At 29.1% G+C, this 26,609-nt stretch carries 21 protein-coding genes, 2 pseudogenes and 1 riboswitch; of the genes and pseudogenes, 3 read left to right on the forward strand and 20 right to left on the reverse strand.

The features are described from left to right. Positions 1 to 85: 85 nt before the first annotated feature. Entirely contained in the window at positions 86 to 283 is a 198-nt protein-coding gene (locus FGL08_RS08405) for a cold-shock protein (RefSeq protein WP_138210363.1), read from the reverse strand. Positions 284 to 665: 382 nt separating this feature from the next. Here FGL08_RS08405 and FGL08_RS08410 point away from each other — a divergent pair, with 382 nt between their 5' ends. Beyond that, the gene (locus tag FGL08_RS08410) at positions 666 to 1,766 is read left to right on the forward strand and encodes a DEAD/DEAH box helicase (protein ID WP_138210364.1); all 1,101 of its coding nucleotides are present in this window, start codon (positions 666 to 668) and stop codon (positions 1,764 to 1,766) included. Between the two features lie 159 nt (positions 1,767 to 1,925). On the opposite strand, the gene FGL08_RS08415 is transcribed toward FGL08_RS08410, so the two are convergent. From FGL08_RS08415 to FGL08_RS08475, 13 genes and pseudogenes are all read right to left on the reverse strand, one after another. Beyond that, entirely contained in the window at positions 1,926 to 2,513 is a 588-nt protein-coding gene (locus FGL08_RS08415; RefSeq protein ID WP_138210365.1) for a sortase, read from the reverse strand. Positions 2,514 to 2,537: 24 nt separating this feature from the next. After that, the gene (locus tag FGL08_RS08420; RefSeq protein WP_138210366.1) at positions 2,538 to 3,332 is read right to left on the reverse strand and encodes an ABC transporter ATP-binding protein; all 795 of its coding nucleotides are present in this window, start codon (positions 3,330 to 3,332) and stop codon (positions 2,538 to 2,540) included. After that, the gene (locus tag FGL08_RS08425; RefSeq protein ID WP_415578640.1) at positions 3,325 to 4,320 is read right to left on the reverse strand and encodes a FecCD family ABC transporter permease; all 996 of its coding nucleotides are present in this window, start codon (positions 4,318 to 4,320) and stop codon (positions 3,325 to 3,327) included. The genes FGL08_RS08420 and FGL08_RS08425 overlap by 8 nt, the downstream gene beginning before the upstream one ends. Before the next feature lie 20 nt (positions 4,321 to 4,340). After that, positions 4,341 to 5,237 carry a heme ABC transporter substrate-binding protein IsdE gene (isdE, locus tag FGL08_RS08430; RefSeq protein ID WP_138210368.1) on the reverse strand — a complete coding sequence of 299 codons (897 nt, stop codon included), beginning with the start codon at positions 5,235 to 5,237 and terminating at the stop codon, positions 4,341 to 4,343. 90 nt (positions 5,238 to 5,327) lie between these two features. Beyond that, positions 5,328 to 6,044, reverse strand: coding sequence for an NEAT domain-containing protein (locus tag FGL08_RS08435; protein WP_138210369.1), 717 nt, complete (start codon positions 6,042 to 6,044; stop codon positions 5,328 to 5,330). Beyond that, positions 6,034 to 10,080, reverse strand: coding sequence for an NEAT domain-containing protein (locus FGL08_RS08440; RefSeq protein WP_138210370.1), 4,047 nt, complete (start codon positions 10,078 to 10,080; stop codon positions 6,034 to 6,036). Before FGL08_RS08440 ends, FGL08_RS08435 begins: the two co-directional genes overlap by 11 nt. Before the next feature lie 480 nt (positions 10,081 to 10,560). Next, positions 10,561 to 10,881 carry a nitrous oxide-stimulated promoter family protein gene (locus FGL08_RS08445; protein WP_138210371.1) on the reverse strand — a complete coding sequence of 107 codons (321 nt, stop codon included), beginning with the start codon at positions 10,879 to 10,881 and terminating at the stop codon, positions 10,561 to 10,563. Between the two features lie 182 nt (positions 10,882 to 11,063). Further along, positions 11,064 to 12,056: an adenosine deaminase gene (gene add, locus FGL08_RS08450; protein ID WP_138210372.1), complete on the reverse strand. Its 993-nt coding sequence runs from the start codon at positions 12,054 to 12,056 to the stop codon at positions 11,064 to 11,066. An 84-nt stretch (positions 12,057 to 12,140) separates the two neighbouring features. Further along, positions 12,141 to 12,240, reverse strand: a riboswitch (purine riboswitch). A 45-nt stretch (positions 12,241 to 12,285) separates the two neighbouring features. Continuing rightward, positions 12,286 to 13,212 carry a DUF2935 domain-containing protein gene (locus tag FGL08_RS08455; protein ID WP_138210373.1) on the reverse strand — a complete coding sequence of 309 codons (927 nt, stop codon included), beginning with the start codon at positions 13,210 to 13,212 and terminating at the stop codon, positions 12,286 to 12,288. A 289-nt stretch (positions 13,213 to 13,501) separates the two neighbouring features. Next, positions 13,502 to 15,211 (reverse strand): annotated as a pseudogene (locus tag FGL08_RS08460) (WG repeat-containing protein); the annotation flags it as partial. 105 nt (positions 15,212 to 15,316) lie between these two features. Then, entirely contained in the window at positions 15,317 to 16,420 is a 1,104-nt protein-coding gene (locus FGL08_RS08465) for an ABC transporter permease (protein WP_138210375.1), read from the reverse strand. Then, positions 16,420 to 17,541, reverse strand: a complete 1,122-nt coding sequence (locus tag FGL08_RS08470) for an ABC transporter permease (RefSeq protein ID WP_171012024.1) — start codon at positions 17,539 to 17,541, stop codon at positions 16,420 to 16,422. Before FGL08_RS08470 ends, FGL08_RS08465 begins: the two co-directional genes overlap by 1 nt. Positions 17,542 to 17,643: 102 nt before the next feature. Next, positions 17,644 to 18,303: pseudogene (locus FGL08_RS08475) on the reverse strand (ABC transporter ATP-binding protein); the annotation flags it as partial. 375 nt (positions 18,304 to 18,678) lie between these two features. Here FGL08_RS08475 and FGL08_RS08480 point away from each other — a divergent pair. Continuing rightward, positions 18,679 to 19,365 (forward strand): helix-turn-helix domain-containing protein, encoded by a 687-nt coding sequence (locus FGL08_RS08480; protein WP_138210378.1) that lies wholly within the window; start codon positions 18,679 to 18,681, stop codon positions 19,363 to 19,365. Between the two features lie 11 nt (positions 19,366 to 19,376). Continuing rightward, positions 19,377 to 20,342 (forward strand): IS3 family transposase, encoded by a 966-nt coding sequence (locus tag FGL08_RS08485; protein ID WP_171012025.1) that lies wholly within the window; start codon positions 19,377 to 19,379, stop codon positions 20,340 to 20,342. Positions 20,343 to 20,471: 129 nt separating this feature from the next. Here the strand turns inward: FGL08_RS08485 and FGL08_RS08490 are convergent, their stop codons facing one another. The 6 genes from FGL08_RS08490 to FGL08_RS08515 all read right to left on the reverse strand — a co-directional run bounded on the left by FGL08_RS08490 (position 20,472) and on the right by FGL08_RS08515 (position 26,608). Continuing rightward, entirely contained in the window at positions 20,472 to 21,236 is a 765-nt protein-coding gene (locus FGL08_RS08490; RefSeq protein ID WP_138210380.1) for a MerR family transcriptional regulator, read from the reverse strand. Positions 21,237 to 21,375: 139 nt separating this feature from the next. Beyond that, entirely contained in the window at positions 21,376 to 21,930 is a 555-nt protein-coding gene (locus FGL08_RS08495; RefSeq protein ID WP_138210381.1) for a hemerythrin domain-containing protein, read from the reverse strand. Positions 21,931 to 21,949: 19 nt separating this feature from the next. Continuing rightward, positions 21,950 to 22,582: a hypothetical protein gene (locus tag FGL08_RS08500; protein WP_138210382.1), complete on the reverse strand. Its 633-nt coding sequence runs from the start codon at positions 22,580 to 22,582 to the stop codon at positions 21,950 to 21,952. 159 nt (positions 22,583 to 22,741) lie between these two features. Then, a complete protein-coding gene (locus FGL08_RS08505; protein WP_138210383.1) occupies positions 22,742 to 24,187 on the reverse strand; it encodes a TrkH family potassium uptake protein in 1,446 nt (481 codons plus the stop codon). 1 nt (position 24,188) lies between these two features. Continuing rightward, on the reverse strand, positions 24,189 to 25,553 hold the full coding sequence (gene trkA / locus FGL08_RS08510) for a Trk system potassium transporter TrkA (protein ID WP_138210384.1): 1,365 nt from the start codon (positions 25,551 to 25,553) through the stop codon (positions 24,189 to 24,191). A 278-nt stretch (positions 25,554 to 25,831) separates the two neighbouring features. Beyond that, positions 25,832 to 26,608, reverse strand: coding sequence for an ABC transporter ATP-binding protein (locus FGL08_RS08515; RefSeq protein WP_138210385.1), 777 nt, complete (start codon positions 26,606 to 26,608; stop codon positions 25,832 to 25,834). Between the last annotated feature and the right edge of the window lies 1 nt (position 26,609).

The raw sequence follows: 26,609 nt of genomic DNA on the forward strand, positions 1-26,609 counted from the left end.
CCTATAATATAAATATTATCTATTATTAAGTTAAAAGCAAAAAATAAAAAAACCTAAAGATAAATCTTTAGGTTTTTTTCTAAAATTAAGCTAATTGGATGTTTTCAGCTTGAGGTCCTTTTGCACCTTCAACAACGTCAAAAGTTACTTTTTGACCTTCTTCTAAAGTTTTGAATCCTTCTTTTTGAATTTGTGAAAAGTGAGCAAATACATCTTTTCCTTCTTCTGTAGTGATGAATCCAAATCCTTTTTCTGCGTTAAACCATTTTACTATTCCGTTCATTTTTCGTACCTCCGAAATTTTTATTCCTTTAATTCTTTGTAAAAATAATCATTAATAAAAATTTCGAAATTTATACAACAAGTTATTATTAACTTTAAATAATTTCAAAACTATTAATATCATAAATCATTTACTTCTGAATTAAGGTTCTCTATAAGTATACAACATATATAAAATATTTCAAGCCCTTTTTTAAAAAAATTTTAAAATATTTTTCAAATATAATAATTATTCTTAATAAAACTGATATAACTATGTAAATAATACATTTATAATCTCTAATATATCCATGTTATCTTTTTATTAAGATAAAACTATGTTATACTTAACAAGTTTATAAATATAAAAACTAAATTAAAATTATATTGAAAGGTAAATTATAATGATAAACTTTAAAGACTTAGGAATTAATAATGAACTAATAAAAATACTTAAAATTTCAGGTATAAATAAGCCAACTCCAATTCAATCAGAAACTATTCCCTTAATAAAAAGTGGAACTGATATTATAGCTGAATCTCAAACTGGCACTGGAAAAACTCTTTCTTTCCTTCTTCCAATGTTCGAGAATATATCTCCTAACTCAAACAAAATTCAAGGTCTTATAATAACTCCAACAAGGGAACTTGCCATTCAAATAACTGAGGAAGCTATTAAACTAAAAAAAGCTAAAGATATAAATATTCTATCTGCCTATGGCGGAAAAGATGTAAGTTCTCAGATAAAAAAACTAAATCAAAATATTCATTTGGTAATTGCAACTCCTGGAAGACTTCTAGATCATATACGCCGTGGTTCTATAGACCTTAAAGGAATCAAAACCTTAGTATTAGATGAAGCTGACCAAATGCTTCTTATGGGTTTTAAAAACGAGGTTGAATCTATTATAAAAAAAACTTCTAAAAAACGTCAAACACTTTGTTTCTCAGCGACAATGAATTCTGATGTAAAAAAGCTTGCCTATAGGTATATGATTGATCCAAAAGTGATATCAATAGAAAAAGAAGAAGTAACTCTAAAAAATATAAAGCAATTTTTAATAGAAACTACAGATAGAGAAAAAAGAGAAGACTTATGTAAAATTCTAAATAAAGATAATGCTTTTATGGCTATTATATTTTGTAGAACAAAGAGAAGAGTTGATGAATTAGAAGAGTTTATGCATAAAAAAGGTTATAATTGTGAAAAACTACATGGAGATTTAGCACAATCAAAACGTGAAAAAATAATGAAATCCTTTAGAAAGTGTGATATTCAATATTTAATAGCCACAGATGTAGCATCAAGAGGATTAGATGTAACTGGGGTTACTCATATATATAACTATGATATGCCTGAAAATGCAGAAAGCTATATACACCGTATAGGAAGAACTGGAAGAGCTGGTGAAAGTGGAATTGCATACTTGTTTACAACACCTAATGATAAATTCACATTACAAAATATCGAAAAAGAAATTGATTTAAATATATCCACTTTATAAAGTTATTTCTATATTCAAACTTATGAATACTATAGTAATTAAATTAAAAATTTAATTCAAACCCATAAAACAAGGAAGTAACTTAAAGTATTAATACTGTAAGTTACTTCCTATTATTTAAAATCATTATCTACCATAAAAATTTAAAATATCTTTTAATTATTTTTGAATTTTAGCTTTTACTATTAATCTTTTATTGCCTTTTTCTGTACAAGTTACAATGGTCATAACCTTCTCATTTTTAATTTGATCTAATACCCTAACTTCTGTAGGTTCTACTATAAACTTTTTCTCTATCTTATATTTAAACTCCTTTGTTAATGTTCTTATATTTATATCATCTCCAACATTAACTTTATAAAGTTCATTCAAAAGCTCATTATATATATGACTACTATGACCTGCTATAGAAAAGTTTCCTTCCTCTCCTGGCATTACTGAATCTGTAAAGTGTCCTACATAGTATCTAATTTGTTCTTTTTCAATACCCTCTACAATTACTGTTTTTAAGTTTATAGATGGAATTTGCATTATAGCTATGCCATCCCCAATATCTACTTTCCTTTTCTCTACAATCTTTTCTGAATTCTTATTTTTATTCCTAATATACTCTTTATTAAACTCTTTATCTAACTTATTAACTAGGTTAGATTCTTTCTTTTTAGAATAGAACTTCAATCCAAAAGATGATAACATAAGTATTATGCCAAATACAATTAATAAAGTAGATCCAATACCTCTTTTCATACCTATTACCTTCTTATATAATTCTTATATAACTTCCTCTTTTCTATATACACCCTTAGGGATAAAGATAATTCTCTCACCTAGTTTATCCTTTAGTATATTCATATCTACATTATAAACATTTCTTATTAATGCTTGATCTAAAACTTCTTCCGGTTTACCCTCTGCTTGTATTTCCCCATCTTTTATAACTAAAACTCTACTACTATACTTTGCTGCTTGATTTAAATCATGTAAAACCATTATAACAGTTAGGTCTAGTTTCATATTTAGTTCTTTTACTAGTTCCAATATTTCAATTTGATTATTTATATCTAAATATGTAGTAGGCTCATCTAATAGTAATATCTTAGGCTTTTGTGCAAGTGCCATGGCTATCCAAGCCCTTTGTCTTTCTCCCCCGGATATATTTATTATATTTTCATTCTCTAAATGTTTTAAATGAGTCTTTTCTATAGCCCAATCTATTATTTTTTCATCTTCTTTATCTAAAGTTTGAAACCAAGATTTATGAGGACTTCTTCCAAAACCTACTATTTTTCTAATAGTCATATCTTTAGGTGTAGAGTTATGCTGAGATAAACAAGCCATTTCCTTTGCTATATCCCTATTACTCATATTCCAAAGTGACTTCTCATCTAAATAAGCAGTACCATGCATTGGCTTTAAAAGTTTGCCTATAGACTTTAAAATTGTAGATTTTCCAGAACCATTGGGACCTATTATAGTAACAATCTCTCCTTTTTCAATATCTAAGTTAAAATCTTTAACTATAATCTTATTATCATATCCTATTGTAAAGTCATTTACCTTAAGCATTGGATTTTCTCCTCCTTAATAAGAATAAGAAAAATGGACCGCCTACCATAGACATTATTACTCCTACTGGTAATTCTATTGGTCTTGCTATAAACCTTGCTATGGTATCAGTCAAAAGAAGCAATATAGCCCCAACTACAGAACTCATTGGTATTAAAAATTTATGATCCGAACCTATTATCAACCTACATATATGGGGAACAATAAGCCCTATAAATCCTATTATACCTACAACTGAAGTGCTAATACCTGCTAAAAAAACTGCAACTAAAGATATAAATATTCTAGTCCTATTAACATTAAGTCCTAAATTTGTAGCAACATCATCACCTAACGCTAAAATATTGGCACCCTTTATACAAAGGAAAGAAAGGATTATACCTATAAGAGTATATGGTACTATATATTTAACTTCTCTCCATCCTCTGTAGGCTAAACTTCCATTTATCCATAATAGTACTCCTTGAATTTTATCACTATTTAAAATAGACATAAGGGAAGTTGCCCCTAAAAATATAGCATTAACAGCTACACCTGCTAATATTATTCTTAAGGAATTTAACCCATTATCCCATGAAAGTGCAAATACCATTACACAAGCTAAAATAGCTCCGAAAAAAGCCACTAATGGTAATATTCTATATAAATGCGGGAAATAAATCATTACCAAAATAGCAGCTAAGCTAGCTCCTGAAGAAACTCCTGTTATTCCAGGATCCGCTAGTGGATTACCCATAACTGCTTGTAAAAGAACTCCTGATATAGATAAACTTGCTCCCACAAATATAGCAAGAATTATTCTAGGAAGTCTCATATCCATAACTATACTTGCATTAATTTCATCACCTTTACCTAAAAATATATCAATTATATTACCTATAGATATATCAGCACTTCCTATACCAATAGTTAAAATTGATAATATCGCTAATACTATAATACATAAAACTATTATCCATACTTTAGTACTATCCTTTATTTTCGCCATACGTTTCATCATTCTCCCAATTATTTATATAAATAATCCTTCATTTTTTCTAGTGATTCTGTTATATTTATATCTCCAGTAACTCCAAAAACTTTTGGATCTAAATCATATATTCTATTTTCTTTTACGGCCTTAAATTTTTTCCACTGAGGATTTATCTTAAATTCATTTTCTGTTTGTTTTTTAGCCTCGTCTATATATCCATGGTACATTCTAAAAATCACATCTGGATTTTCTTTCAATGCCGTTTCTAAAGAAAAAGGAACATATTGTCCTTTCATATTGGCTTTACTTGCTATATTTTCTCCTCCAAGTTTATTAATAAGGCTACCAGCAAAAGAATTTTCACTTGCTAGCATAAAGTGTCCTGGCGCACCAAATAAAATCATAACTTTTATCTTTTTGTTTCCACTTGTTCCATCCAGTATACTTTTTTCTTTTTTATTTATACTTTCAAGGATTTTTTTCCCTTTCTCTTCTTTGTTATATTTTTTAGATATATCGTTTATAGTTTTTTTTACAGAATCATAAGAGTCCAAATCGCAATATTCTACATTTAAACCACTCGATTTTAGTTTATCTCCTATAATTTCTTGTAAAGCTCCTGATGTCATATAAACATCGCTCTTTAATGCCTTTATTTTTTCTAAATCAGGATTCATGGGTAATCCTACTTCAGGAATATCTTTTATCTTATCTGATATACCATATTGAGTGCTTGCTCTTCCAACCATTTTAATATCTAAATTTGATAAAATTTCTGCAACAGCTATGCTTCCTGCAACTATTCTAGGCTCTTTAATGTCTTTTAAAGGCTTATTAATAGTCTCTTTAGATACTTCTTTATTTGGATTTCCACAAGAAATTAAGTTAAAACTTATTAAGAATACCGAAATTAGAGCTAAAAACTTTTTCATATAATACAGCCTCCTCATAATCTAATAAAATGAAACTCTGCTTTAAAAGAGTTATAGTCTTCTTAAAACAGAGTTTTAATTTAAAATAGTTTACTTTCTTCTTTTAAATAACATAGCTCCAATTATTGTACTTAACCCACCTACTACAAATAAATTACTACTTTTTATTGGCAGTCCTGTTTGAGGCAACTCTTTTGCATTACTTTTAGCTACTCCCTTATTACTTTTTTTACCTTCTACATTTTTTGTGTTTTTCTCAGTATTACCATTACTTTTATCTTCTTTATTCTCTTTATCAGATATTTTTTGCATATCATCCTTAAGTTTTGTCCTAAATGAAACTTCTGTATTTCCCATAGGTTCTATATTGGCGCGAAATTTGATATTAGATTTTGTACTTGGTATTGAAAATTTTAAAGTGGCTACCTTATTTTCATTATCATGTTTTATAAGTTTATAATCCACATTAGAATTATCTACAGAAACCTTTATATTCTTCATCCAATCATTTCTCATAATCTTAATACCAATGCTTATATTTCCATCCTTAACATCTATTACAGCATTACTATCAACGTATTGACCTGCCATGGATAATTCATCACTTTTTTCTTTTAAAGTCTGAATTCCTACGTTATACTTTCCATCTTTAAGTTTATTGTTCTGTATAGCAATTACACTAATTAAATTACCTGCTGGATTTGCAACTTTTTTATTCATATCCATAGCAAAAGCCTTCTTAGATGGAATTAATATACTAGCCACTAAAGCTGTAGTTAATGTAATCTTTATAAATTTACTCTTCATTTTTCTTTTCTCCTTTTACATATTTCTTCTTTAATGAAACTCCTACACCAGACATTAATAAACCTAAAGTTCCTAAAATCCCTGTATTAATAGGCAATCCCGTTTGAGGTAATTTTTTTATCATTTTATCATTTTTAGAAGCTTTTGTTGTTTCTTTTAATTTTAAAGGATCTACATTTACTAGCTCTTTCATATTTAAATTATCTTTTTCTAGGTCATCTTTTTTACCTTTAGAACTTTTGTTATTAAGCTCCTCATATCCCTTAATAAGTTTTAAAGTATTTTCCATAGGTTTAATTCTAAATGAAACCTTAGAATTACCCATTGGAGCTACATTCATAGTTAACATCACTTCAGAATTTAAACCTGCTACTTCAAATTTAACTCTACTTACTTCTTCACCATTTTTATTTTTAGACTTGTCCATCACAGTAGGAATAATTTCCTTACCATCTACCTTAGCTCTTAGATTTTTCATCCAATCACTTCTATCTATAGTTACTACTAAATATTTTTTTCCATCTTTAACTTCATAATTTACTTCTTTTACATATTGACCTGCCATAGATGGTTCATTACTATTTTCTTTTAATGTTCTAAAGTTCACATTATATAATCCATCTTTAATCTTATTTTCCTGCGATTTTACATCTGGTTTTGATTGTGGTTTTATATCTGGCTTTGTCCCAGGTTTTGGTTCTGGCTTTTGATTTTCTTTTCCATTACCATCTATTTTATTATCTTTTATTTCTTGCAATGAATCTTTCTGTACAGCCAACCTAAACCCTATTTTTGCATTACCCATAGGTACTACATTCATATGTAAGTACACCTTTGAGTCTATACTTCCTATTTCAAATTTTACTTCAGTTTTTTCATCCCCATTTTCATTCTTTTCTATGACTTTAACTTCAGGAACTACGTCTTTGTCATCTACTTTAACCGATATATTTTTTAGCCACTCACCTTTATCTAAAGTTACTACTAAGTACTTCTTGCCATCCTTAACTTCATAATTTGCTTCTTTTACATATTGACTTGCCATAGATGGTTCATCACTATTTTCTTTTAATACTCTAAATTTAGTACTATATAAACCATCTTTTTGTAATCTATCTTCTGGTTTTGGTTGTGGTTTTTCTTCTTCTTTGCTAGCTACAGCTTTTGCTATATCAGTAAATATGATATTCTTATATGATCCGTTACCTGCATAAACTGATTTAATAATTCTATATTCATCCCCATGTTTCATATTCCCATCTTCATAAGAATATTTTGTATCTAATTCTTCATCAGTAGAGTTACTTTTTATGGTAACGTACTTCCCATTAGAATTTTTCTTTTGCAACTCTGTTTTAATTGTCCAATCATATCCTTTGTCATTTAAAAGTTCCTTAGCTGATCTATCCTTTAAATATATTTTATACTCTTGAGCGGTTTTCGGAATCTTCTCACCATTGTAAGTATTCGGTGTTCTTATCCAACAAAGAAGATCTAAAACTGATAAATCATAATTACTATTTATTTTGCCATCTTTTGCAGTCAGGCTTAAATTTGCTCCTAGTTTCTGTGGATAAAATCTTTCACTCTTCTTATCTATATACTTCTTATAAGTATCAGGTATATTTGTTATCCTATTTAAAGATACATCAAATATTAATAATTTAGGGATATTCTTATAAACATCATCTGGTATAGAAGTTATTTGATTATCACTAAGGTTCAGATTAGTTAGATTTTGGAGATTTTTAAATATACTTGGATGTATTTCTTTAATATAATTATTTGACAAATCTAAATCGCTTAACATTCTTAATTCTGCAACTTCTTTAGGTATGCTTTCGATTTTATTTTCATTAATAGATAATCTACTAAGATTTTTCAAATTATGAATTCCTGCAGGAATATTTTCTATTTGGTTTTCATAAATATATAACCCGTTTAAAGAGGATAACTTATTAAAAATATTATCTGGCAATCTTCTTAAGTTATTTTTTGAAAGCCCCAAACTTTTTAATTTGCTCAAATTATCAAATATATGCTCAGGTAACTCAGTAATTTTATTATTACCTATACTTAACTCCTCAGTTAAATTGCCTAAATTATCAAATATTCCTTCTGGCAGTTCACTAATGAGGTTTGTTGAAAGTCCTAAAGTATTTAGATTTTTTAATTTATCAAATATACCTTTAGGAAGTTTATTTATCTTATTACCATTTAAATATAAAACCTTTAAATTTGTTAAATTATCAAAAACTCCTTTAGGTAATTCTTTAATTTGATTTCCATTTAGATACAATTCAGTAACATCAGCACCTAGCTTACTAAGTATAGAAATATCACTTATTCCTAAATCAGATAAATCTATTGTACCTTGTGCCTCTGAAAGTTCTTTTGAAGATACTATTCCATCTTTATCTTTATCCAAGCCGTTTCTTATTAAAGCTTCGTTTAAAACCTTATTATCTTCCTTAACTTTTTTATATTCTTCAAAGCCTTTCCAGCCTGATTCAATATTTTTATCAAATACAAATTTTACTTTTGTATATTTCTCATGATTACCAATATCACTCTTTTGTCCTCCCATAGCACTTACAAGAACTCCTCCTATATGAGGTATGCTTAGATCTGAAATTTCGGTTTCAAAAGTTTGCATCATATACTCTCCAGAAACAGTAGGTTCTCCTTGTGGAGTTGACTTACTCTCTGCAAATACTCCATTACTTTCAATACGAAAATCATATAACATGTTGGCATTGCAAATATTAAGCCAAGTTAATTTAGCCTTCCCATCCTTAACCTGAAGTTTTACGTTTTTATCAAAGAATCCTCCTAGCATAGACGTATCTTTCGGATTATCTAATTTATAAGCTTGAAAATTTACAGTATAAACTCCGTCAGCAATTTTGTTTTTTGACTCATCCTTAATATTTTCTCCTGGTTTGTTTTCAGGCTTGCTATTTCCGCCAATAGGTAGATTTGAATCTGATTTGTCTTCATTATATTCCTTTATTAATTTCAGGGTATCTCTTTCTAAAGAGAGATCAAATGATACATTCATATCAAAAAATAATGGATTTACAGTCATTTTAAATGTAACTTTTGAATCTAAATCTGCTACTTCAAATTTTACTTTCCCCTTTTTACCCTTATCTGTTTTTTCAATTTCTGTTGTTGCATCTTTTCCATCTACTATTACTTTAATATTTTTCATAATATCAAAGGAAGTAAAATTGGTTATTAAATGTTTTTTTCCATCTTTTATTTCATACTCTACCTTTTCTAAATAACTATTTGACATTGATACTTGACTTGAACTTTCTTTTAATGCCTTTCCTTTTAATTCATATAACCCTTCTTTTACCACCTCTATATTGGTTCCTGGTTTCATCTCTGAATTTGGATTTGGCTTCACATTTGGTTTTGTTTCTGATTTTACTTCTGAACTTGGATTCGGTTGTACGTCTGGTTTTGTGTTTTGTGTTTCCTTTGAAACAGCTTCTTTATATTCCTTTACTAATTTAAGTGTACCTTTTTCTGGCACTACCCTAAATGCAACACTTGCATTTCCCATCGGCACTACATTCATGTGTAATACTAACTTTGAATCAAAATTCTCAACTTCAAATTTTATTTTCCCTTTTTGTTCACCTTTACCATCACTAGTTCCTTTTTTAACTATATCTGTTAAATTAGGTTTTACTTCCTTCCCGTCTATGGACACTGATATATTTTTCATCCAATCTATGCTATCCAATGAAAATATAAAAAATTTTTTACCATCTTTAATTTCGTAATTTACTTTTTCTAAATAACCTCCTGCCATAGATGGAGAATCACTTTTTTCTTGTAATGTTTTTACTGATACTTCATATAATCCACTTTTTTCTTTGACTTCATTAATATTTTTTACTGTAGCTTTTGCTATATTATTCTCTTGAGCGTATACTGGCATTGAAATAATTGTGTTCCCTAAAGTAGCAATATTAGTTAAAATCACTAACATCGCAACTCTTTTAGATAAACTTTTATTCATTATTTTACCCCCGTTTAATTAAATTTACTTGTATTATGAAAGCTTTTCATTATGACATAACTATTTAAGATTTAATCCCTAAATTTAATTTGAAATTTTTGTTCATCTATTTTCCTCCCAAATAAAATTTTTATATCCCTTTATATTTTCGTATTTCATTTTATTGTAATTACTAATAATTTTCAATTGATTTCTCAATTCAATTAATATTAATTTTTATTTGCACCTTAGCTTAACTAAGTATCCATCTATGTTCTCGCAAGTTAAAAATTTATATATTATATTATAAAAATTCTTGTTTTTTTATTGAAAACACCTTGTTTTTTAGTTTATATACCCCTTATTTAACTGGCTAAAATACCACGTATTTTATAAATTAGAAAGGCTATATCATAATAGAAATATTTCTATGTACAATAGTACCTTTTATTTTTGGATAATGAAAAAAGCCGATTCCTAAGAACCAGCTTTTTTCATTATTTATTTAGGTTTATACTTAAATCCATCTATAAAATGTGCAATAACTATTTTGGGATTATGTAATAACATTCTAGGCCCTGAATATTTCATAACTTCTGTCATCCTGTCTTTCATTTCCTTTTTATAGCAATGAGTTTTACAACTATCACAGTTTGGCTTATTATTTCCGTACCTACATTTATTAAGACGTAAATAAGCGTATTCTAACAATTCTTCACATTGGTCACATAATTCCCCCTTAGTATTATGTTTTTTCTTACAATAAAACTCAACCATTATTTTTATAACTTTTTTTTGTTTATTAATCCTTGTAGTTTTCATTTATTATCTCCTTGTATTTTATATATCTATAAAATACTCTAAATTATACAAATAATCAAACTCTATAGTACTAGGCATAAAAATCAATCAATTATTACTTATATTTAAATACTAGGAACACATATGCTCATAATAAGTTCTCGCTTTTTATCCTTCAATACCTTGTTTAATCCTGGCTATTTTTACTTAATAAATTCCTTTAACCAGTTCTTTGTATCTTCGTCTGTAAATGCAGAATCCACACTATCTAAATAAATCTTTTTATAATCTTCCTTTGTTATTCCAATTTTCTCAAATAACACTTCACATTCATTTGTCATATCGGTATTTGATACAGTTCTGTTATCTGTATTAACACTCACCTTAATTCCTGCTTTATAAAAATCATAAAATGGATGTTCCTCATAAGATTCAACTGCCTTAGTTTGAATATTACTTGTTGGACACATTTCTAGAAGTATATTTCTATCCTTTACAAGTTTATATGCCTCTTTACAATTTTTTATATATACACCATGACCTATTCTCTCAGCTCCTAAAACTTCTATTGCATCTAAAACATTTTCCCCTATGCCAGTCTCCCCTGCATGAATTGTCACCCTATAACCATATTCCCTAGCTAAACCTATAGCATTTTTAAATTCATGAGCAAATCCTTTTATTTCTGAGGCACAAAGGTCTATACCCACAACGCCCTTATTTAAAAATCTCTTACCGCCTTCAACAACTTCAAAAGCTTTATCCTCATTTGCTATTCTCATACAACCTAATATTATATTTCCTTTTATATCATATTCTTTTTCTGCATCTTTAAGTCCCTGTATTACACTTTCGATGACTTCATCTACAGTCAATCCCTTTAAAGTATGAAGTAATGGAGCGAACCTCACTTCCATATATTTAACATTTTCTTTTGCCGCGTCTTCAAAAAGTTCAAAGGTAATTCTTCTTAAACTTTCTTTAGATTGCATTACCTTATTAGGAATTGCAAATCTTTCTAAGTACTCATCTAATGACTCACAATCTAAAGGTGCTACAACTGATTCCATCACCTTTTCAATGTCAAAAGAAAATAAATTTATACCCTCTTTTTTCGCTATGTCAATTATGGTCTCTGGTCTAAGACTCCCATCTAAGTGACAATGTAATTCAATTTTAGGTAACTTTATTAACATTTCCTCATCCCCTTTAATTTTGTATTATTTTCATATTTTAAACCTTATTTATAATAAAAAATCCCACCTACAAAGAAGATACATTAAAGATTGTATCTTCTTCGTAAGCAGGAATTATTGGTTCCTGGTAGAGACCCCCAAACCATATTATTGGGGTTATACGAAATAATTATTGTCTGTTATTATAACTATTTTTGTTTTAAGTGTCAAGAATACCCTATATTATATTTTATACTGTTTCTTCAAATATTTTTAATAAGCGTAAATAGTGATTTGCTTCACGTAGGGTATGATCACCTAGTAATGGTATTATTATAGACCTAATTTGACAATTTATTAATCCTTCTGTAGCTTGTGTTTTAAATTGTCTTATTTCCCTAGTTGCATCTAAGCTCTCTTCTGTAACTTCTGAAATTGGAATTGTCATATCAAGGGCTTCTTTCGCCTCTTCTGTAAGCTCATCAAATTCATTTCCAAAATTATTTGCTATATTTATAAGATCCTCTTCAGTAGGATCAAGAAGTCCACGGATGAATTTTGAGTGTTCTGCCATAATTCTATTCCAGAAAACTTCCTGCTCAGCTGCTTCCCTTTCTAAATTAACTTTTTCATTATTTTGTAGCTTTTGAATCATGCTACGATATAACTTCGCTTCCCTTAATATATGATCTATAAGAAGAGGATAGTTAGCTGTAAATACCCTACAAGATAAAACATCTGATAATAATTTAGTTTTAAAGTCTATTAAGCCACTAACTAACTTAATAGCCCTCTCATTAACTCTACATACTCTTTCTTCAAGTTTACAATCACATATATTTGAACTACTACCTACTAACTTTTCTTCTGCCCTAGTTAGTCCAATAGGAATATCTACACCCGTAAGACATGCTGATACCTTTTCAGCTTTTGCAGTAAAAGGTGTTACTATTTCGCAAGATCTTAATACATTTTTACTCACAACACCATTAGACAAATCTACAACATCTGCTAAAAGTCTATCAAAATCCATTCTAAACTCATCTGCTTCTCGTCTAAGTCTTGAATCTTTTTGCATAAATCCTATTTGCAAAAAAAATGAGTGTTCTTTCATAATTCTTGCAAAAAAAAGATGTAACTCTAAAGACTGTCTTATAAATTCAGTACCTGATAACATATTTAGACCTCCTAATATAATAATTACTCACTAATACCATTATATTAGGCATATACATATAAAGTTACAGCTTTCTTCCTTGAATATTTTGTGCAAAAGTTAAAAAATTCGTTTTTATTACAAATTATTAATATATTGTCTTTTTATATCTATCTATGTAAAAACTTTTAATACTATTTCATTTCATAATTATTATGTGAAATTATTAAAAATACTTAAAATCTAAACTGAACAGCCCCTTGGTGAGTAGGAAAGGAGCTGCTCAAGCTCTATATGTTTCCTTAAAATATTAATTAAAAGCTCTCCAGAAATCACCTAATTTATTTATTATAGTAGTTATATCCCTATAAGGTATCCTAAAAGTAGGAAAACCTGCAGCATAAGGAGCAATTTCGTAAGGATAAAAATAAATATATAATATATTTTCGGATACATAAAAAGATTGATTTTCTTTTATACCCTTATAAGTATCTGGAAATACATACTCATATTCTGGATCATTTTTTATTATTTCTCCTATTATATCACTTAAAACTTTTACATAATTACTATCTTTTTTAAATAAATCTTTTAATTCATAAAATTGTCCCGTAACTAAATCTATATTAGTATATATCTTACTTGGCATACCATGTGCTGCTCCAAATGTATAATTATAACCATTAAGCTCTAATATTAATAATTTTTTCTTAAAAAATTCTATTTTAAAATTCCCTAAATAGCTATATTCTAGTTGAATATTTTCTTTTACTGGTTTTACCTGTGATAGAATCTTAAGCTGATTATTAACCTTATTTTCTAAATTACTATCCTGCATACCACGAACCTCTGGATAATATACTAGATAATCTTTATTAGGCTTATATTTCTTTTCTATAACTCTATACTGATTATCTAAAGGTATAATTGAATTTTGGCTCCATACTAAATTTCCTTGTTTATCAAAATAAGAAATTTTATAATCCACATAAGACTTTATCAATTTATTCTCTATAGTTAAAAATCCGCTTCCCTCTACTACAGGTAGATTTTTGACCATATTTCCCTTTTTATCAATAAAAAATGTATTTATATAGTCATAAACAGATGCAATTCCACTTTTATAATTTGAAACTCCATAGTAAATATAATTAGTAAGAATGTTGCCATTTATATCTGAAATAGCATATTTGGAACCTATAAAAGGTAAATTTTGATCTATAGCTATTCCAAGTGCTACTCTATTTTCCCCTAATAAAATTATATCATTATATTGTGGACTTATTGTATAATTACCACTTCTATCTATAAGGCCATATCTATTACTAATTCCTTCTGAAACATTCACTATGGCTCTTCCTTCACTAAAATTTTGAGCATAAGTAAATCGTGGACTTATAATAACATTTCCTTTTGTATCTATAAATCCATATTTTCCTCCCGGCTTTTCATTAAATAATAAAAGCCCTTCACTTAAATTACCTACAAATTCATATCCATATTTGTTTAATATATTTCCATTAATATCTATTAGTGCATATTGAGCAATTCCAATCTTAACTATTGCTTTTTTTTCATTAAAATCATTTACATACTCATACTTGGCAGGAATAACCTCTTTACCATCCCTATCTAGATATCCATAAATATATTTATCATTAGAAGTTACCACACTATACTGAGCTCTTTCATCCTTAAAGTTCCCTATATAATTATAAGCTTTACTAGTTAATTCCTTTCCCTTTTCATTAATTATCTTAAAACCCTCATCATCAATAACTATAGCTCTACCTTCTGAAAATTCACTTATAGAATTATATTTAGGCTTCACTATATAGTTTCCTCCACTATCTATAATCCCATAGTAATTGCCTATTTGCACAATAGCAAGTGCATTGTCTTGGAAATCTAAGGCTAATTCATAAAAAGGCTTAATTATAAATTTCCCTCGTTTGTCTATATATCCCCATTTAACACCACCTACAGTATTTAAAGGCGCTGGATATAAGTTTATGTTCTTATATTTTAATAAGTCTCTCATAAAAAATAATACACCTTTCCTATATCACTTTTAAAAGCATTATATGAAAGGCGTATACTATGAGTTACTAGAGAAACCTTATATTTAATTATTATTTCTTAATTTCATTACTGAAAATATTAGTAGTATTATTGATAGAATAGCTAACAATAATATATTAGTTGTTACATGTGATAAACTTTCTCCATATAAAACCTCTGTGCTAGCTACATTAATCCATGTAGTAGGTATAAATTCTGATAACTTTTTTAAGAAACTAGGCATAATATCTCTAGGCCAGAAACATCCTCCAAGCATAGCAAAAGGTATGTTAATAAGCGAACTTATAGCTCCAGACTGTCTTAAATCATTAGAGTTAGTAGCTATAAATAATCCTAAAGAAACAGTAAATACTGCAAATATTATAAATAGTATTAATACCTCAATAGGTCTATCACCTAAATTAAATTTAAACATATATTTCATGAATAAAAAGAATAATATAACTTGCACTACAGACACAGTTAAAAAACTTAGAAGATTTTCTATAATATATCTCCCTCTACTCAAAGGAGTAGTAAAATATCTTGTAAATAGATTTTTCTCCTTATCCTTTATAAGCATATTAGTTGTAGATGTAGTTAAAAATAACATATTCATAACTATAAACCCAAGAGCTGCTGCAGTCTTTGACTTATTTTCCTCTCCCTTATCTACACTTTCGTATTGAACTTTATGACTTCCCTCTTCATAATATTTAATTCCTTTATAAAAAGTTTCTTCATCGCCATTAGATTGAGAAGCTATTTTTTTTACATTATCTAAATATCCATCTAAAGAAAGCTTTATGGACATAGCTGCGTTTCCTTCTTTTACTTCGTAACTCTTTAAAGCTACATCTTCACCTTTTATTATCTTTTCTGCAAAATCTTTTGGTATTACTATAGCATAGTCTATTTTATTATCTACTAAGTTCTTTTGTATATTTTCCTCTTTATCTAAAAGAACTGTCCCCTTGGATTTTACATTATCTATAAGTTTATGTGAAAACTCTGTATTATCATTATCGACTATATTAACCTTTAAAGGTTCTGTTTCATTAGACCCTGAAAAGGCAATAAGCATAAATATAATAGGTAAAATTACTATAAATAATATATTTATTTTATTTCTAAACAATCTTTTTAAATTCGTTAAATAAACAGTCATTAAACTATGTCCCTCCTTCCAGCAATCTTAGCCCCTATAAATAGTATGAAAGTCAAAATCCAAATTCCTAAAATATTTAATAATATTTCTTTAGAACCTCCTCCATAAATGCTTTTAAATATAGCATCTTGGGCTAAATAATTTGGTGTCATATGTGATAATTTACCAAGGATTCCTTGACCAAAGTCTATTTTAACAAAACCACCACCTAGAAAAGTAAATATAGGAACTAGGATGTTTAAAAATGCTAATCCGTACAATCCTTTTTTAGTTACCATACATGCAAATATTCCTAGCATAGTGGACATAATGGCTAAAGATAATGTTGTTATAAGTATAACAAGCAAGCTATTACCAAAGTTAACATTGAATACAAATCTAGCAAATAGTAAAAGGATTATAATTTGCCATAAAAGAGTAAATACAACTCCAATTCCTTCTCCTAAGAATACCTCCCAAAGTCTCACTGGTGCTGATTTAATTCTTCCACCTACAACACTATAATAATCCTTATCTATAGCAAAGTTAGCATAAATTGCTCCAAACATTATAATCATAATAAGCATTGTTATTGAATAATAATCTGTTGCTGTAGGCTTCTTTCCTGAAATAGTTACTACTTCTGAATCCACATTATTATATTTTTTTATTGAAAAATCCCTAGCTTTTAATTTAGATAATGCCTCAAAATTATTTGCCTTATCTGAATAGGAATCGATTATATTCTTAACTATTGATACCTTTAAGCTATTATAATCGCTACCAACCACCTTGAACTTACCATTTATACTCTCATCATATATAACCAAAGCCTCATATTCCTTCTTTTCTATAAGTCTCTTTCCTTCATCTATCTTCTTTATTTTAGTAGGCCTTATAATATCAGAGAATTCTTTTAAGTTTATAAACTTCTCAAAGTTATCTCCACTATTTCCACTAAGATTATTAATGTATAATACATTTATTTTCCCTATATTCTTAGCAGCAAAATCCTCACTATTTCCTAGAGCATTACCTAGTATTGCTATTAAAAGTATAGGTATCACAAGCATAGATATTAAGGATTTTCTATCTCGAATATACTGTATTATCCTATATCTAGCTATGGTAAGAAAATTCATAGTCATTCACCTCCTCTAGTCTCTTAACTTTCTTCCAGTTAAGTTTAAGAATACCTCTTCTAAGGTAACTTTCTCTCCATTTTCTTTATTAATAAGACTCTTTAATTCTTCTTTATTTCCTCTTGCTATAATCTTTCCATGGTCCATTATACAAATATCTGTGCAAACTGCTTCAATTTCCTCCATGTAATGAGAAGTATATATTATAGTTGAACCTTGCTCATTTAATTTTTTTACAGTTTCTAATATATTATTTCTTGATTGTGGATCAATACCTACTGTAGGCTCATCCATTATTATAAGTCTTGGTTTATGAACAATTGCACAGGCTATGTTTAACCTTCTCTTCATACCACCAGAAAACTTTGTTGGAAAATCTCCTTTTCTATCCCATAAACCAACAAACTCTAAAGTCTCTTTTACTGCATCCTTTAATTTTTGCCCCCTAAGTCCATATAATCTTGCAAAGAAAGTTACATTCTCATAAGCTGTTAAATCATCTACCAAAGCTAAATCCTGTGGCACTACTCCCATATGCTTTTTTATTTCGAAAGAATCTTTCCTAATATCCTTATCAAAAATCTTTACATCACCATTAAACTTAGTATATAGTCCACTTAAAATACTTATAGTAGTAGTTTTGCCGGCACCATTAGGACCTAGAAAACCAAAAACTTCTCCTTCTTTTATATTTAACTCAGTAATGTCTACTGCTTTAAAATCCTTATAACTTTTTTCTAAATTATTTATATTTACTATCATGTTAGTTAAATCCTCCCATTTATAAACAAAGTTCAATTAAATTCATAAAATAAACTTTACATTTTTATTATACTATTTATTAAGCTCCTTTTAATTATAATTATCAAGTAGTATTTACTATTAAATAATACTATTATAATTAATTTAAATAAATTAAACCACTTTTCTTTTGATTTTTACAGAATTTTATAAAGTGTATTACCTATAATATATTATTATATCCATTTTACTAGTTTATTGTATCTAAAAATATATGTTAAAAAATCATTGTATATAATTTTTATAAACAAAAAAATAAAGGTAGGAGAGTTTATGATATGATCCCTCTAAAGTAGACACGGTAAATAACCAAATCTATTTTGGAGGGATTTTATTATGTCTAGATCACGTTATTCAGCAGAACAAAGAATAATGGCTGTTGAAGATTATTTAAGTGGAAGAAAAAGTATGCAACAAATATGCTTAGGCCTTGGAATTTCAAGTCGTGAAGCAGTACGACGATGGGTACTTTTATATCAAATTCATGGAGCCACAGCATTTGATACAAGCCAAAAGAATAAAAGTTATTCTAAAGAATTTAAAATCAAGATTGTTGAAGAATACATTGCTGGAATCGGGTCAGTCACAGAGCTTGCTGCAAAATATAATATTCCAGGAGTTAATACCCTACAACAATGGATTTTGAAGTATAATAGCGATATGGAACTCAAAGATTATGATCCAAAACAGGAGGTCTATATGGCTGAAGCAAGAAGAAAAACAACATTTAATGAGCGTAAAGATATCGTCAAATATTGTATTGAACACAAAAGAGATTATAAAGCTACTGCTGAAAAGTATGATGTTTCCTATAGTCAAGTTTATAATTGGGTACATAAATATGATGCAGTCGGAGAAGAAGGATTAACAGACAATCGTGGACGTCATAAATCAGATGAAGAAGTAGATGAACTTGAAAAACTTCGTCGTGAAAACAAACGTTTAAAGCGACAGCTTGAGGAAAGGGATATGACGGTAGAGTTGTTAAAAAAAGTGAAGGAATTCGAAAGGAGGCGATTCTAGCCAAGGGAAAATTGGAGCCTAAATATCTTACTATCCAGTATTTCAATCAAGAAAAGAACTGGGATGTAAGTTGTATGTGTCAGCAATTAAACGTTTCTCGTGCTGGTTACTATAAGTGGCTTCATCGTGAAAAGACTGCAGATGAATTGGAAAATGAACAAATAGCTTTATGGATTAAGGAATACGATGAAAAATTCAAACATACCTTGGGATACCGCCGAATGCGTAACTATATCAATCGTGATAAAGACAAGCATTATAGTAGACGAAGAATTCAACGAATCATGCATGTATTAGGCGTTAAATCAGTAATTCGTAATCATAAAAAACCTTATCGTCATTCTACTCCAGAAACAACGGCAGGGAATGTTTTACATAGAGAATTTGAGGCTGCAAAGCCTAATGAAAAATGGGCAACTGATGTAACAGAATTCAAAGTACCAACGAGCAATAAAAAAGTGTATTTGAGTGCTATCTTAGATTTTTATGATAGATCTGTGGTGTCTTATGTATTAAGTAATCGAAATGACAATAAGCTTGTATTTGATACTTATGATTTAGCTTTGTCAAAGAACCCCGATGCTATGCCGATGTTTCACAGTGACAGAGGATTTCAATATACAAGCAAAGTATTTCAAAAGAAGCTTCAAGAACAGGGAATGACGCAATCAATGTCACGAGTTGGGTGTTGTATTGACAATGGACCAACAGAAGGCTTCTGGGGAATCATCAAATCAGAAATGTATTATATATCTAATTTCAGCACGGAAGAAGAACTAAGACAGGCAATAGCAGAATATATCGAGTACTATAATTCTGGAAGGTATCAGGAACGTTTTGATAATCTGACACCTATGGAGATTAGAAATGCTGCTTTACAGTCAAAGCAACCTAAACAATATCCGATTCCAGAGAATAAGCGTATACAAGCTTATAAGTCAGAATTAGAAGCAAAGAAACAGAAACAAATCGCATAAGAAATGCGATCAGAAAAGTGGTCGCATCATCTTATACATTTTTAATTATTTTACCTGTCTACTTGACAGGGGTCAGTTCATTACCTCCTACCTTTAAATTTAACTCATTTTATAATTTCTTTACTTATATTACTCTTTCATTCCTGTATAAATCAAAATTGCATCTCTTAAAAATTCCGCTGTTCCTGACTGATTTTCATCATAATATGCTCTAAACCTCTCATCAGCAACATACATTTCTGCAATACCAGCATATGCCGCTTTACTGTACTTACTCCAATAATATGTTATCCACTGTCTATGAAGATCAGCTACCTTTTGAGCTAAGTCACTTGCTGGATCACCAGTTTTAAAAGCCTCATGAAGTGTTTTCTTTACTTTATCTTCAAGACTTGTAACTATACCGTACTCTTCTTTAGTTATATCTAATACCTTTTTATTTGATTTTTCAACTTCATCATTACCATATTTTTTTCTAATTTCTTCACCATACTTTTTATCATTATCAGCAACTATTTTTTTCTTAAATCCCTCAAATTTCTCTTTATCAGTCATTTCCATTCTCCCTTCCGTTAAAGCTATACTTTTATCTAAATTGTGTATTAACAAATCTAGTTGTTTTCTTTTCTCAAGAAGTTTTTCGCGATGTTCTCTAAGTGCATTAGTTCTATCAAAGGAAGGTTCTGTTACTATTTGCTTTATCTTCTCTAAACTTACTCCTAGTTCTCTGTAGAACATTATTTGCTGTAACCTGTTCACTTCTGATTCCCCATAAATACGATATCCTGAAGAATTAATTCTTGCCGGCTTAAGAATTCCAATTTCATCATAATACCTAAGGGTTCTTGTAGTAACACCCGCCATACTAGCTATCTTTTGCACCGTATATTCCATTCGCTCACCTCCTGATAAGACTACTATACACCTTCACGCAAGGTTAATGTCAACGATTTTAAATTATTTAAATCACTAAAATTAAATTAGCTTCAGTAGTTAACTGAAGCTAATTTATATATTCCTATGTCTCTATTTCCTATTTAATCTTTTTCTCAAATTCCTCTATAAGTTTTATATATTTCTCTTGAATTCCTTTTTCTCTTGCCTTTTTTTCTACCTCTTCGCAATCTAAATCTAGTTGTTTTAAAGTTTCTTTTGATAAGCTTCTCTCTGCAAATTTATAGACAATATCATTTTCTTTTTCTATATGTCTATATAGTAAGTCTGAATATCCCACAGCATTAGCTATTATATCTAATTTTGCTTCTTCCACACCATGTTCTAAAGATTTAAGTGCTTTCTCTAGGTTTTGCATATGCAATCTACCAAGATCATGCTCTACTAACATACCATGTTTTACTAGTTTTTCTGCTGGCCCCTTAATCTCCTCAACCATTCTATTGAAAAGATAATCTTCTTCTTTTCCATGATGATGCTTATCTGCATAGTTTCTTACAAAGTCAATAATTTTATAAAAGTCCTTATAATTCACTTCTTGATCTTTAAGTATTTTAAAGCAATACTTTCTTATAACAACTAGCATACGTTTTATATTAGTATGTTCATCTATCATTAATTGAATTGCACTCATATTTAAACCTCCCTATTATCTATCTTTTAATTGAATAAACACCTTTTCCCAGAGTTTCAAAATGAAACTCATTACTTAAAGAAGCTACGAAAGCAGAAATCCATTCTCCCCTAAGATCATAAAAATTCTCAACACTGCCATCTACAGCTTGCCAATGTTCAGCATGAAGACACTTTCTACCTTCCCAGGAAATTTCATTTTCATTAGATGTTAAAATTATATTTATTCTATCACAAGGCATTCCTTCTAGTATATAATCATTTAAAGCATTATAAATATCCTCAGGTGATGTAGGACAGTTTTTCTCCCCATATTCTACTCCACACTTTTCTCCTTGTTTTTTAAATATAGACATTAAGTCTTTTTTATATTCTTCTTTCTCCTTTAATACAGCTGTAACTAAAGCAGCCTGTCTTCCTTCTGCTGAATGAATTTTACCTTGCAGCCAGCCATGAATATTTGAAGTATCTATTATTTCTTCTAAGGGCTTATTTTCTGTAGGTGCATCATATCTTACCAAAATCTCTCTGTGCCACTCCTCTACAGGTAGATGATTATTCTCTGCCCAACTTATTATCTCCTTTTCCAAGCTTTCAAACCAAACTATTTTATTATATAACCAGTAATGTATTTTACCTAAATATAAACTCATATCAATTCCTCCATATATAAACTTTATTATATTGTCTTATTTAATCTATATACATTTTATATAAATCTACAATGAATTTCGGTAACAAAGGTTACATAAAATTTTACTAAGTAAAAAAAGCTACCAAAATATTATTTTTGATAGCTTTTTGTTTAAATATTATGATTTTCGCCATATTGATGGTCTTAACATAATTAACATTGGATATAATTCTAATCTTCCTGCTAACATACAAAATGAAAATACAATTTTACTTAGTGGTGAAAAACTACTAAAATTCCCCATAGGACCTACTACTTTAAATCCAGGTCCTATATTACCAATGGTTGCAAACACTGATGTAATTGTACTTTCCATATCCATACCATCTATAGACACTATAAGCACTGCTATTACAATAATAGCTACATATGCAAATATAAATAATCCAACCTGAGATGTAGTTTCATCATCAACTACCTTACCATCTAATTTTACTGAATTAACCATTCTAGGATGAACAATTCTATTAATCTCTCTTTTTACTGCTTTAAATAAAAGTACTATACGTACGGTTTTAATTCCGCCTCCTGTAGAACCTGCACAACATCCTGTAAGCATTAATAATGCTAAAATTGCCTTACTAAGGGTTGGCCATAAATCAAAATTAGTAGTAGCATAACCAGTGGTTGTTACAATAGATGCAACTTGGAAAGAAGATTGCCTAAAGGATTGTCCTAGTGAATTACCATATAGTCCTCTAATGTTAAATGCAATTATCACCATAGCCACTAATACCATACCAATATAGTATTTAACTTCTTCATTTTTAAAGGCCTGTTTTATATTTCCAGTAATCAACTGAAAATACACAGTAAAATTCACTCCAAAAAGTAACATGAAAACAGTTATTATAACTTCTATATAAACATTATTATATGCCCCAACGCTACTATTCATGTTAGAAAACCCTCCAGTACCTGCTGTACCAAAAGCATGAACTAGGGCATCATAGAAATTCATACCTGCAAATAAAAGTAATACTATTTGAATTATTGTCATTACAAAATATATTAAATACATTATCTTAGCAGTCTGCTTTATTCTAGGAACAATTTTCCCTGGAGTTGGGCCAGGGCTCTCTGCTTTTAATAAATGTATGGTATTCCCGCCTACAGAAGGCATTAGTGCTAATGTAAAAATTAGAACTCCCATACCACCTATCCAATGTGTAAAACTCCTCCAGAATAATATACCTTTAGGAAGTGACTGAACTTGTGTTAAAATAGTGGCACCTGTAGTAGTAAATCCTGATACTGTCTCAAAGATACAATCTACAAAAGAAGGTATTGATTTACTTATGTAAAATGGAAGTGCTCCAAATAAAGATATAACTACCCAGCAAATAGCAACGGACAAAAAACCTTCCTTAGCATAGAAGGTTTTTTTCTTAGGTCTTATAAAAGACATGGGGATTCCCACAACTAGCATTATAGCGATGGTTATAATAAAACTATATGCATCTTCCCCACCATAAAATAAAGATGCAATAAGAGGAAGTACCATAACTAGCGCTTCATATTTTATTACAGTTCCTAATATTTTAAATACTACTAAATAGTTCATATTAAACTTCTCCTCCTAGTAGTATGTCATTTATATCTGCTACATGCTTTCTTTCTGTTACTATAATTACACTATCACCATTCTTAATAGAATCATTTCCACCAGGAATTATTATGTTGTGATCCCTAACTATACAAGCAACTAATACTCCTTTTTTAATTTTTATATCTTTTAAAGGTATATCTATGCATGTAGTAGTCTCATTAGCCACAAATTCCAATGCCTCTGCCTTATCCCCAACTATTTTATATAGGTTTTCAATAAAGTTTCCTTGTTTGTTCTTTAGTCCTCTTACATATCTTATTATTTTATTAGCTGTAAGCATTTTAGGACTTATAACACTTTCAACTCCAACTTTTTTTACTATATCATTGTAATTTACTCTAGTTATCTTAGTGATAACATTATGTATATTTGAATTTAATGCAAATAGTGATGATATTATATTCTCCTCATCTCTACCTGTCAGAGCTATAAAAGCATCACTTTCATTTAAATTTTCTGATTCTAAAAGTTCTTCCTCTGTTCCATCTCCATTTATAATAATTGCCTCTGGTAATAACTCATTTAATTCTTGACACTTATCATAACTTTTCTCTATTATCTTTATTCTTACTCCAGATTTATTAATTAATTTAGTAAGATAATAGCTTATCCTTCCTCCACCCATTATCATTACATTCTTAATACTCTTTTGATATTTACCTAAGTATTGTAAAAATGATGTTATATTAGGATGATCTCCTATAACATAAACCTTATCATTACCTTGTAATACAAAATCACCTGTAGGTATTAAGACTTTCTCGCCTCTTTCCACAGCACAAAATAGTACAGAACAATTCTTTAAGTCAATATCTGATACTGATTTTCCTACTATGGTATCCTCTTCACCTAGTCTAAAACTAACTAAATCTGCTTTACCATCAGCAAAATTTTCTATACTCGATACAGATGGAAATTTTATTAATTGTGCAATTTCCATGGCTGCCTCTTTTTCAGGATTGATAACCATATCAATCTCTAGTTCTTCTTTTAACATTGAAAGTTCCTCTGCATATTCAGGATCTCTAATCCTTGCAATAGTATGATGTGCTCCAAGTTTTTTTGCTGCTAAACAACAAAGAGCATTCCTTTCATCACTATCAGTAACTGCAATAACTACATCTGCATTTTTTACTTCAGCTTCTTTAAGAACATTTACACTAGTACCGTTACCCCTAATACACATTACATCTAGATTATCCATAGCACGCTTAAGTGCATCCAAGCTCTTATCAATAACGGTAACATCATTTCCTTCTTGGGATAAATGTTTAGCTAAATTGTATCCTACTTTCCCATCTCCCACAATTACAATATACATTTCGCCATTCCCTATCCTTTCGTTAATAAAATGCAATTTTTCTTTCAAAAGTTATTAATTTTGAACATAAATACATTATACAATAATTTATTCATTATACAACAATTAATATTATAATACAATTTCCCTAAACCCATAGTGAAAGCATCTTATAGAACAACATTAATTTATCCCTTTATTTTATACAATATCTATGAAATTCAATAAATGCTCTATTAAAAATAAAAATCTTCCCATCGATATGACAAGAAGATAAAATCTCAATTCTATATTAGAATTTAAGTTATAGGAATACATATTAAATCATTATTGATTGGTTCAACAATGATTCTTGAATTTACAGAAAACACATCCTTAATCATATCTTCTGTAAATATGTTTACGGTATTTCCCATACTATAAACTTTACCCTTACGCAAAGTAATTAAATTATGAGAGTATTTAGCTGCTTGGTTTAAATCATGTATTACCATTACTATGGTTTTACCATTCTCTCGATTTATCCTTTTTAACAGTTCTAATATATCTATTTGGTGGGTTAAATCTAAATAAGTTGTAGGCTCATCTAAAAATAAAATCTCTGTCTCTTGGGCTAAAGACATAGCTATCCATGCCATTTGTCTTTGTCCGCCTGATAAGGTTCTCAATCTTCTATTTCTTATATCATATAATCTAGTTTCCTTTAAAGCATACTCAACCATTTCCTCATCTTTATTGCTCTTTCCCTCTAGAAAAGCCTTATAAGGATTCCTTCCAAAATGGCATAACTCCTCAATGGTTATTCCGTCTGGTCCTTCTGGCCCTTGTGGTAATATAGCAACTTTTCGTGCTAAATCCTTATAGCCATATGATTTAATATCCTTAAAATCAATAAATACCTTTCCACTTTTAGGTTTATAAATTCTTGTTAGATTTTTTAAAAGTGTTGATTTCCCACATCCATTTGCTCCAATTATGGAAGTTATCTCTCCTTTTTTAATATCAACATTTATACCTTTAAGTATTTCTTCTTTATCATATAAATATGTCAACTCTTCTCCCTTTATAGATATCATG

Origin of the sequence: Hathewaya histolytica (assembly GCF_901482605.1) — a bacterium.
Taxonomy (GTDB): domain Bacteria; phylum Bacillota; class Clostridia; order Clostridiales; family Clostridiaceae; genus Hathewaya; species Hathewaya histolytica.